The following is a 14,996-nucleotide window of genomic DNA, read 5'->3' on the forward strand; positions in this document are numbered from 1 at the left end:
TTTTATATAATATAAAATTATTATTTTAAAATATTTTTGCATTATAATATCTGAATCAAATTAATTTTGATTCAGATATTATACTTATATTTATAAGCCTGATTTATTTGTATCTTTCCAATCTATATAATCTGTTTTATTACCAAATATCTTTGCAAAGTTTTCGTAGAAGTTTGGTAAATAAACAAGTCCTGTTCCACTAACATATAGCTGAGCTGTTGGATTTTTAAATCCATTTGAATGATTTGGAGTATATCTTACAGAATAAAGAGTTTGTCCATCTTTAACTATTGTTTTATTTAAATCTATATCAAGTTTTGGAACGTCTTGATTTAAAGACTTGGAAACATCATTATCTACTATATATTGTGTTGCTATTTGATAAATTTGCTTATACTTTTCTTTATTACTTAAGCTATTAAATTGATTTATAAGTGGTGTTAAATCATTAGATTTTAATCTTTTACCTGATAAACTTACATATCCATATACTTGCTCATGAGGAGGAAGTCCTCCCATAGCTAAAGCTTCTGATAAACCATTATATAGATAATAATATTTAGTTCCATCAACTGTAGTACTTAAATTAAGATTAGTAACAATATAAGGTCCTGGTATACATTCCATTGATGTTTTAGCTCTTAATGTATCATAAAGCTTTTGATATTCATTAGAGAATAATTGTGTGTTATTAGAATTATTTGATTTAACTTTATTAACATTATTAGATTGTACTGAAGTTGTATTACCCTTAGTATTATTTATATTTATATTTTTATTACTTGATAAATCAGCACTACTTAAACCAATATATTCTTGATAAATATAGCCTACAGTCCCATCATAATTTACTTTATACCACTGACCTTGTTTTCCAAGTACATTAATCTTTGTGTTATTAGTTAATTTATTAAGTATATTTGAATGCATTGTGGCATTTGCTCTTAAATTAACTTTGCTACTTACATTTATTATGTAGCCCTCTTTATTAACTGTATTATAAGGATCATTAACCCCACTAGTTATTATTTGAATATTATTAGCTGAAATATATCCTACTGCTCCTGTTTCTTGAACCTTAACTTTATAAAAATTATTTCCTGGAGCTTGTATTGTAAGCATTTCTCCTACTGAAATATAACTTGTTATATTTGAACTAGCACTTGCACTTGAATATAAAACAAGTGGGCTATTATCCCTATTTACTACTACTGCTCTTTCTCCTATTGTACTTATTGGTGCTGAAAGTAAAACTTTATTTACTACCTTTGTATTATCATTAATTGTTTTTGCATTATTAATAGAATTTGCTCCTATCATAACTCCTGATAGCATTAATGTCCCCATAATAATGCTTATTATCTTATGCTTTAACATTTTAAAGTCTCCTTTTTTAAAAAATATATATTCTAAAAATAAAATTTAATATTTCTTTCTTTAATTCCAATTTATCACTTTAGTAACTATAAAAAGAGTCGAAAATTTTCCAAATTAAATTTATTTTGCTAAATTAAAGAAACAAAGTTATTATGATATATTTCAAAATATTTACTTAATAAAAACATTAGAAACCATATTATTAAAACTAATATTTAAACTAAATTTTAATATCTTAATAATTTATATTATATGTATTTTTACTTTTAATCCTTTTAATGGTATATTTATTTTAATAAATTAAAAGGAGATTAATTATTTATGATTTTATTAAAAAATATAACTAAACAATATGGTACTTTTAAAGCAGTAGATAATCTTAATATTGAGATATCAGAGGGGAATATTATAGGCTTAATTGGTCCAAATGGCTCTGGAAAAACAACTACTATTAATATGATTGTAGGTTTATCAGAGCCATCAAAGGGTACTATTGAGATATTTGGTGAAAAAATAAATGAAAATCCTATTTTAATAAAAAAGAACCTAGGATATGTTAGTGATGAATCACATAGGTTTTTAAAACTTAAAGGAATAGAATATCTTAATTTTATAGCAGATATTTATAAAATTCCTACTGATAAAAGACAAAAGTCCATTTTAGAACTATCTGAAATTTTTGAAATGACAAATCATTTAGATAAAAGAATAGAAAAATACTCAAAAGGAATGAAACAGAAGATAACTATTATTTCCTCTCTATTACACAATCCAAAATTATGGATTTTAGATGAGCCGTTTAATGGATTAGATCCTACATCATGTTATACATTAAAAAAATTTATGAAAGAATATGCAAAGCAAGGAAACATAGTATTAGTTTCATCTCACATATTAGAAATAATGGAGAATTTATGTGATGAGCTAATTTTAATTAAGTATGGTAAAACTATATATCACGGGAATATAGAAACTTTAAAGAAAAACTTTAAAGAAGATAAGTCCTTAGAAGAAATCTATATGGAGGTACTAGATAATGAAGGAATTTTTGAGCTTGGTTAAAGTTGATTTAAGAATAAAATACAATACAATTTTTAATTCAGATAATAATCTTGAAAAAATAATTATAGCTGCTATTGCTCTATTATTGCTAGTAATACCACTAGAAATTATAATTATCAAAAATTATCCAATATTAAATTCTCTTAATGCAGAAAATCTTATATTCAATATTATAATAAATATTGAAAGTTTACTTATATTTATTGTAACTATAATTGGAATAAGTAATAACTTTTTCTTAGAACATGATATTTTAAGTTTATGGTTCTATCCATTAAAATCCCAAAGTATATTTTTTTCTAAATGTATTTTAGAATATTTAAAAGGATTATTAATAGGCTTAATAGGACTAATTTTTCTAATAACTTATGGAATACTAAGTAATTGGACAATCTACTATTATTTAAAAGCAATATTTTTAACTTTAATAATTCCAATAATATGTATAATTATTATACTAAATACTTTTCTATTTATATCAACATTCTTTACTAATATAAAAAAGAGTTTATTAAATAAAATATTTTTTTATATTGTACAATCTTTAAATATAATTTATATATATTTTTATATTACAAATACTAAAATCAATTTTTTCAGAATCAATAATTTTATATCATCATTATTTTTTAATAAAATATCATTTAATTTTATAATACTATCTTTGCTTTTTCTTAATATAATTTTATTTTTATTTTATACAAGTGATATATATTTAGATATAGTTCTATCTAATTTCAAATTAATCTCTCCTAAAAATAAAGTTAAAAGAAATAAAAACTTAAATTTCAAAGTATATAATATTCTATATTCCTCTATAAAAAGAGAATTAAAAGAGATTTTAAGAACTCCAATTTTAATAGTAAATGCTATTATACCTAATATTGTATTTCTTATATTAATTATATTAATAACACCTTCAATATCTAATGCTATAAAATCAGTTGATTTCTTTTTAATATTTTTAATTGTTTTACTATCAATAACTATGACAAGCCTTAATACTGTTTCAAATTTTGCTTTTTCAAGGGAAACTAATAACTTAAAATATTTAAGATATCTTCCTCTAAGTATCAATCAATTATTTATTTCAAAAATTATTTTAGCTTTCTTATTTAATATAATAAATCTAATTTCTATAAACATATTAATTATATCAATTAATAAAAATGTACTATATATACTATTCTTAAACATAATTGCAATATTAACTATGCTCTCAATAATTCTAATAAATATTACTACAGATTATAATTCAATAAAAAAATCAATATTAAATTTATCAGATTTATTTAATGATATAGAATTAATTCTTAAACCCATTATAAAAACTATACCTTTAACACTAATTTATATGATAGTATTTGTTTTTACTGTAAGAATAAACTTATCATATAATTTAAAAGGCATAATAATAATTACAACATCTTTATTATTAAATATATTACCTATAATATTAAATTGTAATAAGATAAAATCTTTTAAAATAAATAATCTATTTGATTAATCTAATAATTGTAAACTTTTATTATTTAATTTTTTAATTTTTAAAGAATTTATAAACCTTAAATATTAGACTATATTATAATTAAGTAAATAAAATCCAATAAAGGTATTTTATTAAAGATTAATAAGTTTAATATTTATTATATAAAACATTAAATAAACTATGATAAAAATACTTAATTTAATCTAATAAGACTATCTCATAAAGGGATTTTTTCCTTTGAGATAGTCAATTTTTATTTTAAATATATAATTTATAAGTTTATTTTTCCTAAGACTTAGGAACTAGACTTATAAATTATAAGAAAATAATAATGCTATATTAAATATAGAGGGGTGAACTATATGTTAAACACTAGACAGCTACATATTATTGATATTTTAAATGATAATCTTACTTGGATAACAGGAAAAGAAATATCAAATATTTTAAATGTATCAGATCGTACAATTCGTCTAGATATTTCTACAATTAATAATCACTATAATTCTTTATTAATAGAATCAAATAAACGCTTTGGATATAAGATAAATAAAACTTTACTTCATAAACAAAATGTTAAAACTAGAGATGTAGTACCACAGACTTCTAATGAAAGATGCATTTATATAATTCAAAAGCTTCTTTTTAAAAGTAAGGAAATTAATTTAATATCTTTACAAGATCAAGTATTTGTTAGTGAGTATTCTATAGATAATGATATAAAAAAGATTCGTAAAATAATAAGTGAATATCCTAGTTTAAAACTAGTTCGTTCTAAAAATCATATTAGTTTATCTGGTAATGAAGCAGATAAACGTAAATTATATAAACATCTATTAACAGAAGAAACTCAAGGAAACTTTATGAACCTAAACTCTATTGCAAACTTATGGAGCAGCTTTAATCTATTAGAAGTTAAAGATATTTTAGAAAATGTCTGCAATAAATATGATTATAAGATTCGTGAAATAACTTTTCCTATGATTATAATTCATGCAGGAGTCGCAATAGAGAGAATTATAAATCATAACTATATTAAAACTGTAAATAGCTATGAGAAATTAAAAAATAGTAAGGAATATCAGATTTCCTATGAATTTTTTACTCTAGTAAGTAAGCATATAAAAATTGAAATAGTTGAAGAGGAAATTAGCTTATTTGCCTTATTATTAATGGGTAAAAAAAGCAGTGAATATAGAAAAGATATTATTAAAGAAGAATTGGATAAGAATATTGATGAATTAGTAGAACTTGTAATTAATGAAATAAAAGAATATTTTGATATTGATTTTTCTAAGGATTTAGATTTAAAGGTAGGTTTATCTATGCATCTACAATCTTTATTAGAAAGACAGAAAAACAAAGTAAAAATTACTAATATATATCTTCAAGAAATTAAAAGAAAATATCCATTAGTATTTGAAATGGCAGTTCGTGCTGGTGGAGTTATTCAAAATTTAAAAAGTGAATATATAAATGAGAATGAACTAGCTTTTTTAGCTCTGCATCTAGGAGCTGCTTATGAACGTGTAAATATTAATAAGAGATATCGTGCAATTATGATAATTCCTCATAATCAAATGTTATCAAAAATGTGTATTGATAAATTAAATAATAGATTTAATGACAGAATGGATATTATTACAAAGCATAACTTTTTTGAAGAAAAAATGATTTTAGAAGAGGACCCAGACATCATCATCACTACAGTACCACTAAAACATACTTTAAAAATCCCGACAGTTAATATTACCTTATTTGTTAATCTTGAAGATGAAAGTAAGGTATTTAAAGCATTAAATGAATTAGATAAAAAAAGAAATCATACTGAATTTGTAGAGCTAATTAAAGGCCTTATGAGACAAGATTTATTTTATGTAAAGAAAAATATGAAAAGCTCAACAGAAATTATTGAGTACTTATGTAAAGAATTAATATCTAAGGGATTAGCAAATGAATCATATAAAGAAGATGTTTTAAAAAGAGAAAATATTTCTGCAACATCTTTTGTATATGGATTTGCTGTACCTCACTCTATTGAAGTATCAGCTAATGAATCTTGTATATCTACTATGATACTAAACACACCAGTTAAATGGGGTGAATATGAAGTAAAATTGGTTATTTTACTAGCTATTAGAGAAACAGATAATCATTTATTAAGAGTATTCTTTGATTGGCTAAGTAGTATTGTTACAGATTCAAATAAATTTAGTCAATTATTAGAAATTGATTCTCATGAAAAATTAATAAAAGAAATAATATCATAGGAGGTATTATATGAAAGCAAACTCTATAAAAGAAAAGAAAATTGATAAATCTAAAGAAGTTTCATTAACTAGCCGTTTTTTAAGTTACTTAATAGATTGGTATGTAGGTGGCTTATGTACTTCTATTCCTATATCTATAATCTCACAAAAATTAACTAACACCATGCTTAATCAAAATATTATTGAATTTAAAGAGCCTTATGGAATAATTGCTGGAGTTTTAGCTATTCTTTTTGCAATATTTTATTTTGTTATTGTTCCAACTTATATATATAAGGGACAAACTCTTGGTAAAAGAATTTGCAAAATTAAGATTGTACAAAAATCTAATAAAGATATTACCTTAAAGAATATGTTACTTAGACAAGTGCTAGGAATTATGATTATTGAAGGTACTTTAATATCAGCAAGTGCTATTTGGCATAGTGTTTTAACTATTATTACAAAGATTAATTTTGTTTCACCATTAATGTATGCAGGTTTTATATTAACAGGTCTTAGTATTATTTTAATGCTATTTAAAGGAGAGAATCGTGCTATACATGATTATTTAGCTGGAACAAAAGTAATAGTTTCAAAAAATATTTCCTAAGCTTAGGAAATCGTATACAGTTTTTTAGACACTACTTCTTATATAATTAAAATATAAATATTAAAGCTATTGGAGGAGAAAATGGAAGGGTTAGAATTAATAAGTTTCAATATTATATCATCTGTTGGAATGGCAAAATCAAATTATATTGAGTCAATGAAAATTGCTGAAAAAGGTGATTTTAACTTAGCAAATGAAAAGATAAAAGAAGGGGACAAATTTATAGATCAGGCTCATAATGCACATAGCGAGTTAATTCAGCAAGAAGCAAGTGGTAATTGTGTAACTCCAAATATCTTACTTATGCATGCAGAAGACCAATTAATTTCTGCTGAAACAACTAAGATTATGTCAATTGAAATAATAAAATTAAACAAACGTATTCATAGTTTGGAAAATAAATAGAAAGAGAAGGTGTAAAATATGAAAAAGATTTATTTATTTTGTAGTGCAGGAATGTCAACAAGTATGTTAGCAAGTAATATGCAGAAAGTAGCTAATGATCACAAGCTTCCTATTGAGGTAGCAGCTTTTCCACATAATAAGCTAGATGAAATTATAAATAGCAAACATCCAGATTGTATTTTACTTGGACCTCAAGTTAAGTATATGTATGATGAAACTGTTGAACAATTTGGAAACTTAGGTATTCCAATTGCTGTTATAGACCAAGCTGACTATGGAATGATGAACGGAGAAAAAGTGCTAAAAACAGCAATTAAGTTAATTAAAGCAAATAAAAAATAAAATAAAAATTAAATAAGGGGGAGATATATGTGTTTAAAAAGTTAGAAAAAATATTGATTCCTTTAGCTGAAGCTATCGGTAGAAATAAATACTTAATGTCAATTAGAGATGGTTTTCTATTATCTACACCACTATTAATTGCAGGTTCAATTTTCTTATTAATAGCTAACTTTCCAATACCTGCTTGGACTAATTTTCTTCAATCAGTAATAGTAAATAAAAATACTGGTGAAAACCTAATTAGTTTTATTGAAAAACCATCAGGTGCAACATTTACTATCATGGCTGTTTTTGCAGTAATAGGTATTGCTTATTCATTTGCTAAACATTTAAAAACTAATCCTATCTTTGGATCAGCTGTAGCTATAATGTCATGGTTCTTAATTATGCCTTATACAGTTACAGGAAAAGTAGATGGAGCAGAAGTAAGCTTAACTGGTATTCCAACAGGATGGGTTGGAGCAAAAGGTATTTTTGTTGGTATTATTTGTGCATTTGTATCAGTTCATATCTATGCTTTTATAGAAAAAAAAGGTTGGACAATTAAAATGCCTGCAGGTGTTCCACCTACAGTAGTTCAATCATTTGCAGCCTTAATTCCTGCAACAGTAGTTATGACTGTATTCTTTACAATCAACTTATTATTTGGATTCCTTGGAACTGATGTATTCTCAATTATTTTTGAATTCTTACAAACACCATTATTAAATATTGGAGACACTGTAGGAGCAATGGTAATTGCTTATATCTTCTTACACTTATTCTGGTTCTTTGGAATTAATGGTGGATCAGTAGTTGGAGCAGTATTTAATCCTATTCTACAAACTTTATCTGCTGAAAACTTAGAGTTCTTTAAAACAGGAATTGGTGAAGCAAATATCATTTCTCAACAATTCCAAGATTTATTTGCAACATTTGGTGGAGCTGGATCAACATTATCTTTAATTATTGCAATGTTATTCTTCTGTAAATCAAAACGTATTACTGAACTTGGAAAACTTTCATTAGTACCTGGAATATTCGGAATTAATGAACCAATTATATTTGGACTACCAATCGTATTAAATCCAATGATGTTAGTTCCATTTATTTTAGTACCAACTGTTAATATTGTTATTTCCTACTTTGCAATGGCCGCAGACCTTGTTCCAGTATGTAATGGTATAAATATTCCATGGACAACCCCTCTTATTATTTCAGGACTTCTTGCAACTAACTGGGTTGGAGCCTTACTACAAGCTGGATTATTAGTTCTTGGTGTATTTATCTACATGCCATTTATTAAAATGATGGATAAACAATATTTAGAAGATGAACTAAAAGCACAACAAGAACAAGAAGAAGATGATTTCTCATTAGATGACTTATCTTTTGACGATTTATAGGAGATGAATTTATGAAAGTAATTATGATTTATGATCAAATTCAATCAGGAGCAGGAATTAAAGATGACCATATGATTCCTCTTGGAGCAAAAAAAGAAGCAATTGGACCAGCTATTATGATGGAACCTTATTTAAAAGAAATAGGAGCTAAAGTAATTGCTTGTTTATATTGTGGTGATGGATTTTATAAAGAAAATCCTGATGAAGTAACTCGTAAACTATGTGCTATGGTAGAAAAAATTAAACCAGATGTAGTTATGTGTGGACCAGCTTTTAATTATGAGGGCTTTGGTAATATGGCAGCAAATATTGCTTATGCAATTAATGAAAGAACTTCTATTCCAGCACTTGCTGCTATGTCTAAAGAAAATGAAAATACTATTAGAGAATTTAAAGATAAAGTTCATATAGTTGAAACACCTAAAAAAGGTGGTATAGGATTAAATAAGTCTTTAAAAGGAATGTGCCAATTAGCTAAAGCAATGGTTAATAAAGAAGATTTAGATTCTATTACTTCAGAATATTGTTTTAAATAAAAACTTATATTCTAAAATTTAAAATAAATATAATTAAAATTTATTATAAAAATTAAAGGGTTGTTTTTTAACAGCCCTTTATGAAAATTAAAGGAGATTTAAATATGTGGGGTATAATTGCAACATGGCGTATGGCTGTAGAAGGAATCACAGTAGCTAGTGAAATGTTAAAAGAAAATAAAGATGCAGGAGATGCTATTGAAGCTGCTATTAGAGAGGTAGAAGATTTTCCTTATTATAAATCAGTAGGTTATGGTGGACTTCCTAATGAAGAAATGGTAGTTGAACTAGATGCTGCATATATGGATGGAGATACTTTAGATATAGGAGCTGTTGCTGCTATTAAAGATTATGCAAATCCAGTAAGTATAGCAAGAAGACTTTCAAAAGAAAAAGTAAATAGTATGTTAGTTGGAGAAGGTGCTGAAAAATTTGCACATAAAGAAGGCTTTGAAAGAAAAAATATGCTAACAGATAGAGCTAAAATTCATTATAAAAATAGATTAAGAGAAATAAAGGATTTAGAAATAAAGCCATATTCAGGACATGACACAGTTGGAATGGTATGTCTAGATACTAAAGGAAAAATGACATCTGCTACATCTACAAGTGGATTATTTATGAAAAAAAGTGGTCGTGTTGGAGATTCTCCGATTTCAGGTTCTGGTTTTTATGTCGATAGTAAAATTGGTGGAGCTAGTGCTACAGGACTTGGAGAAGATCTTATGAAAGGCTGTGTTTCTTATGAAATAGTACGATTAATGAAAGATGGTATGCATCCACAAGAAGCTTGTGAAAAAGCAGTTAATATGTTTGATTTAGAATTAAAAGAACGTCGTGGAAAAGCTGGAGATATGTCACTTATAGCAATGAATAATAAAGGAGAATGGGGAGTAGCTACAAATATTGAAGGATTTTCTTTTGCAGTAGCAACTGAAAATCAAGAACCAATTGTATATTTAACAAAAAATATAGATGGAAAATGTATTCATGAAGTAGCTAGCAAGGAATGGTTAGAAAATTATATGAAAACTAGAACTGCTCCTCTAGTAGAAAAAACAATATGCACATAGAAATTATAAAAGAAGTAGAAAATCTATCTAAAGAAATTATAGAAAATATTATTGATATAGTAAAAATTGATAGTGTAAAATCTAATCCTTCTACTGATGCACCTTTTGGTCTTGGTATTAAAGAAGCATTAGATAAAACATTAAAACTCTCTCAGTCTCTAGGCTTTAAAACAAAAAATATAGATAATTATATCGGATATGCAAGTTATGGAGAAAGTGATGATTATATCTGTGCTATTGGTCATTTAGATGTAGTTGAAGTTGGAACTGGTTGGAAACAACCACCCTTTAGTGGATATGTAAAAGATGGTATTATTTATAGTAGAGGCATTTTAGATAATAAAGGCCCTATACTCTCTTGTTTATTTGCTTTATATGCATTAAAGCGTTTAAATATAAAATTAAACCATGAAGTTAGAATTATCTTTGGTTGTGATGAAGAAAGTGGCTTTAAAGATTTAAAATATTATCTAGAAAAAGAAAAACCACCTATTATGGGCTTTACCCCTGATTGCAAATATCCTGTTGTTTATGGAGAACGAGGACGAGCTGTTATTGAAATAACAGCAAAGAAAAATCAAACTGATGAGTTTTTCTCACTTATAAATGAGTATATATTAAATTCTAAAAATAATGGTGAAAGATTTAATATAGATTTTTCAGATGAAGAGTTTGGAAAATTAGAACTTAGAAATTATAAATTATCTTGTGATGAAAACTTATCTGTGCAATTTAGTGTAAGTTACCCTGCTAATACTAGCTGTGATGAAATAGTTAGTAAAATAAAAGAATCTATAGGTGATTTTAAAGTAAGCTGTATTAGCAATTTTAATCCAGTAAAATTTGATAAGGATTGTTTTTTAGTTGATACTTTAAAAAATACTTATGAAAAAGTTACTGGAAATGATGGAACTCCTGTAACAACAACTGGTGGAACTTATGCTAAACTAATGCCAAATATTGTACCTTTTGGACCTTCATTCCCTGGACAAAAAGGAATTGGTCATCAACCAAATGAATGGATGAGCATAGAGGACATTATTACAAATACAAAAATATATGCACTAAGCTTATATTATTTAGGAAAAGGAAAGTAGGAAATTTTATGGTAGAAATATGTTGTGGTAGTTATGAAGATTCAAGAAATGCATATCTTGGAGGAGCTAAACGTATTGAGTTAAATAGTGCTCTTCATTTAGGTGGATTAACACCAAGTATCGCAAGTTTAACATTAACTAAAAAAAATACTGATCTAAAAGTTATCTGTATGGTAAGACCTAGAGGAGCAGGTTTTTGCTATAACGATATTGAATTTGAACAAATCATGGAAGATGCTAAAGTTTTATTAGAAAATGGTGCTGATGGTCTAGCGTTTGGATTTTTAAATAAAGACTATACTATTGATATTAATAAAACAAAAACAATGGTAGAGCTAATTAAAAAATATAATAAAGAAGCTGTTTTCCATAGAGCATTTGATTGTGTTAAAGACCCTATAAAAAGTATTGAAGTTTTAATAGAAGCTAAAATAGATCGTCTACTTACAAGTGGCTTAAAAACAAAAGCATTTGATGGTAAAGAAATGATTAAAACATTACAAGAGCAATATGGCAAGAAAATTGAGATTTTAGCAGGTAGTGGCATAAATTCTTCAAATGCTAAAGAACTAATGGAATATACTAAGATTAATCAAATCCACTCTTCCTGTAAAGATTGGTTTACTGATATAACTACTTGTGGAGAAGAAGTTAATTACTCTTATGGTCCTCTAGGACATGAAAATGATTATGACCTTGTATCAGAAAGCTTAGTAAAAGAGCTTATGAAAATAGAGAAATGAAGAAAAAGGTAGCCTTTAATTATTTAATTACTACCCTCGCTGTTATTGCTTCTTCTTTTTTACAAACTTATGCTATTAAAGTTTTTGTAGAGCCTGCTAATCTTCTATCAAGTGGCTTTACTGGTGTTGCTATTTTGATTGATCGTATTACTTCTTTATTTGGAGGAAACTTTCCAACCTCCTTAGGATTAATAGTATTAAATGTTCCTGTGGCTATATTATGCTATAAAAATATTGGTAAGAAATTTGTTATTTCATCACTTTGTCAGGTCTTTCTTACTAGTTTACTTTTAAACATATGTACCTTCCCAATATTATTTGATGATATTGTCTTAAATGTCTGTTTTGGTGGATTTATTTATGGTATATCTACTGTTATAGCCTTAAAAGGTAATTCATCTACAGCAGGGACAGACTTTATAGCTTTATATATATCTAATCAAAAAGGAAAATCTATTTGGGAATATGTATTTTTATTTAATGCTATTATCCTATGTATATTTGGTGCCATGTTTGGATGGATTTATGCTGGATATTCTATAGTATTCCAATTTATATCCACAAAAACTATATCTTCTTTCTATCAAAGATATAAACGTGTAACACTGCAAGTTACAACTAAACAAGCAAAAGAAGTTGTTGATGGCTATATTAAAGAATATCGCCATGGTGTTTCTGTAATTAATGGTTATGGAGGCTACAGCAAGGAGGAAATAAGTCTTTTGCATACTGTAATATCAGCTTATGAAGTTCAAAATGTCACACAGCTAATTAAAGAAATTGATCAAAAAGCAATTATTAATGTATTAACCACAGAAAATTTCTTTGGTGGTTTCTATCAACAACCTATAGAATAAATAAAAAGACTCTGCCTTATAGACAGAGTCTTTTTTATTTTAAATTATATTCTTTCTCTTATGATTCTTAAAATATCAATTCCAGTAGCTCCAAACTCTCTTATTGAATAATTTACATCCATTCTAAATGGACTCTTTGAGCCTAAGCCTATTTCTTTAATTCCTAACATTTTTGATACTATCTCAACTCTATAAAGATTAAAAGCACTAGTTATTATAACTACATTTTGATTTTCTGCTCCCTCTTTTTCTAAAATCTCTTTACTAAATTCAAGATTTTCAAGAGTAGTTGTTGACCTATTATCTTCTAAAATTCTATCTGCACTTATTCCGTGCTTTATAAAATAATTTTTCATAGCTACAGATTCAGGTACTATCTCTCCAGCACCTTGTCCACCAGAAACAATTACCTTTGTATCTTTATGAAGATTTAAATAATCAATAGCAGTATTAAGTCTTGTTATTAAAATATTTCCTGGATTTTCACCATCAAGTCCTGCTCCAAGTACAATAGCATAATTTTCTTGCTTAATCTCATTTGGAGATTTATGATCTATAATTTGATACCAAACAATACACTCAAAAATTATAAATACAGCAAGGAATATTCCAAGCCCTATCTGATATAGTGCTGATATAACTTTAAGCAATTTACTTCTACTACTCTTTACAAATTTTCTAAGTATAAATGCAAAGTATATAAGTATCACAAGCCCTAAAGTAAATACTTCAGTAAAATCTCCCCCAATAAATCTAAGTCCAATACAACATAGTATTAAAAATATTAATATGTAGATATGTTTCTTCATTAGTTTTTCTCCTATGTAAATTTATAGAATATATAATAACATATCTGTTATAAAAAATCCAAATAGTGTATTAAAGGAATTTATAGGACTTATCTAATCTTATTAAAATATAATTATAAAACATATTATTATTCAAATATAATTGCATTATATTATAATTCAATATTATTAAATTATAATAAATTTAGATTGTTATTAAATACAGTATAGTTTATATCTGATTATATATAGAAATAGTATTTAATTTCTACTAATAAACTCTATTATAAATCTAAAAAAATTTAAAAACTAGAAATATAAATTAAAATTAATTTCATAGATATTCTAAGATAATCATAGTATTATGGGAATTACGTATTATTGAACTTATAATAAATTAGAGTTTTAGGGGGAGCAGATTTGAAAGGGATAATACTAAAAGAAGGACAAGAATTTTATACTGATATGAAAATGGTATTTGATTCAATTAAAAATCAGCAGCTTAAATATAATTGGTTAATTACAGATTTAGAATTAAATGAAGATATTCCTATATTAACAGATAAAAATCCCTGCTTTATTTCAGGAGAAGAACTCACAAAGATAGTAAATAAAACAGAAGATATACAGTGGATTTGGGGAGTATTATCTGGATTCCCAAAAGATATGCCTATAGAGGAAATTTTAAAATATCCACTACCATATGCAGATGAATATAAAGGCTTTTGGCAAAATCCAATTTCATTACAACATCCTTTAGCTGTAATAGAAATAGTTTCTTTTGACTCATCACTTCTATTATTAATAAGTAAAGAAGATAAAATAATTGATGATTTTAAAAATAGTTGTCCATTAAGTGAAGATTTAGAGGAATATAATAAGCAATTTATTAATTAAATTTATCTTAAATAAAATAGAAAATAGTAATTTATAAATTGTATTTAATTAAATAATAAGAAATTATAATTAAGGGGTTGATA

15 protein-coding genes are annotated in these 14,996 nt (G+C 25.7%); 13 read left to right on the forward strand and 2 right to left on the reverse strand.

Going from position 1 to position 14,996, the window contains the following annotated elements; all coding sequences use genetic code 11:
- Positions 1 to 90 precede the first annotated feature (90 nt).
- On the reverse strand, positions 91 to 1,377 hold the full coding sequence (locus BN8917_RS01515; RefSeq protein ID WP_066869648.1) for an SH3 domain-containing protein: 1,287 nt from the start codon (positions 1,375 to 1,377) through the stop codon (positions 91 to 93).
- Between the two features lie 321 nt (positions 1,378 to 1,698).
- On the opposite strand from BN8917_RS01515, the gene BN8917_RS01520 reads away from it, so the two are divergent.
- From BN8917_RS01520 to BN8917_RS01575, 12 genes are all read left to right on the forward strand, one after another.
- A complete protein-coding gene (locus tag BN8917_RS01520; protein WP_066869652.1) occupies positions 1,699 to 2,439 on the forward strand; it encodes an ABC transporter ATP-binding protein in 741 nt (246 codons plus the stop codon).
- The gene (locus tag BN8917_RS01525) at positions 2,414 to 3,946 is read left to right on the forward strand and encodes an ABC transporter permease (protein ID WP_066869655.1); all 1,533 of its coding nucleotides are present in this window, start codon (positions 2,414 to 2,416) and stop codon (positions 3,944 to 3,946) included. Before BN8917_RS01520 ends, BN8917_RS01525 begins: the two co-directional genes overlap by 26 nt.
- Before the next feature lie 344 nt (positions 3,947 to 4,290).
- A complete protein-coding gene (locus tag BN8917_RS01530; protein WP_066869657.1) occupies positions 4,291 to 6,198 on the forward strand; it encodes a BglG family transcription antiterminator in 1,908 nt (635 codons plus the stop codon).
- 10 nt (positions 6,199 to 6,208) lie between these two features.
- Complete coding sequence (locus BN8917_RS01535) at positions 6,209 to 6,790, forward strand: RDD family protein (RefSeq protein WP_066869660.1); 582 nt, start codon at positions 6,209 to 6,211, stop codon at positions 6,788 to 6,790.
- Positions 6,791 to 6,871: 81 nt separating this feature from the next.
- Positions 6,872 to 7,195, forward strand: a complete 324-nt coding sequence (locus BN8917_RS01540) for a PTS sugar transporter subunit IIA (protein WP_066869663.1) — start codon at positions 6,872 to 6,874, stop codon at positions 7,193 to 7,195.
- 18 nt (positions 7,196 to 7,213) lie between these two features.
- Positions 7,214 to 7,537: a PTS sugar transporter subunit IIB gene (locus tag BN8917_RS01545; protein WP_066869664.1), complete on the forward strand. Its 324-nt coding sequence runs from the start codon at positions 7,214 to 7,216 to the stop codon at positions 7,535 to 7,537.
- Positions 7,538 to 7,566: 29 nt separating this feature from the next.
- The gene (locus BN8917_RS01550) at positions 7,567 to 8,922 is read left to right on the forward strand and encodes a PTS sugar transporter subunit IIC (RefSeq protein ID WP_066869667.1); all 1,356 of its coding nucleotides are present in this window, start codon (positions 7,567 to 7,569) and stop codon (positions 8,920 to 8,922) included.
- An 11-nt stretch (positions 8,923 to 8,933) separates the two neighbouring features.
- On the forward strand, positions 8,934 to 9,458 hold the full coding sequence (locus BN8917_RS01555) for a GrdB-related putative oxidoreductase (protein WP_066869670.1): 525 nt from the start codon (positions 8,934 to 8,936) through the stop codon (positions 9,456 to 9,458).
- 80 nt (positions 9,459 to 9,538) lie between these two features.
- Positions 9,539 to 10,531, forward strand: coding sequence for a glycosylasparaginase (locus BN8917_RS01560; protein WP_341472950.1), 993 nt, complete (start codon positions 9,539 to 9,541; stop codon positions 10,529 to 10,531).
- Positions 10,522 to 11,628, forward strand: a complete 1,107-nt coding sequence (locus BN8917_RS01565) for a Sapep family Mn(2+)-dependent dipeptidase (RefSeq protein WP_066869676.1) — start codon at positions 10,522 to 10,524, stop codon at positions 11,626 to 11,628. The genes BN8917_RS01560 and BN8917_RS01565 overlap by 10 nt, the downstream gene beginning before the upstream one ends.
- 8 nt (positions 11,629 to 11,636) lie before the next feature.
- Positions 11,637 to 12,371, forward strand: coding sequence for a copper homeostasis protein CutC (locus BN8917_RS01570; RefSeq protein ID WP_066869679.1), 735 nt, complete (start codon positions 11,637 to 11,639; stop codon positions 12,369 to 12,371).
- The gene (locus BN8917_RS01575) at positions 12,368 to 13,228 is read left to right on the forward strand and encodes a YitT family protein (RefSeq protein ID WP_066869682.1); all 861 of its coding nucleotides are present in this window, start codon (positions 12,368 to 12,370) and stop codon (positions 13,226 to 13,228) included. The genes BN8917_RS01570 and BN8917_RS01575 overlap by 4 nt, the downstream gene beginning before the upstream one ends.
- Positions 13,229 to 13,272: 44 nt before the next feature.
- Here the strand turns inward: BN8917_RS01575 and BN8917_RS01580 are convergent, their stop codons facing one another.
- A complete protein-coding gene (locus tag BN8917_RS01580; RefSeq protein WP_084748433.1) occupies positions 13,273 to 14,037 on the reverse strand; it encodes a YdcF family protein in 765 nt (254 codons plus the stop codon).
- 399 nt (positions 14,038 to 14,436) lie between these two features.
- Here BN8917_RS01580 and BN8917_RS01585 point away from each other — a divergent pair, with 399 nt between their 5' ends.
- Positions 14,437 to 14,913, forward strand: coding sequence for a hypothetical protein (locus BN8917_RS01585; protein WP_066869685.1), 477 nt, complete (start codon positions 14,437 to 14,439; stop codon positions 14,911 to 14,913).
- Positions 14,914 to 14,996 lie beyond the last annotated feature (83 nt).

Source organism: Clostridium mediterraneense, assembly GCF_900091705.1.
Classification (GTDB): Bacteria; Bacillota; Clostridia; order Clostridiales; family Clostridiaceae; genus Sarcina; species Sarcina mediterraneense.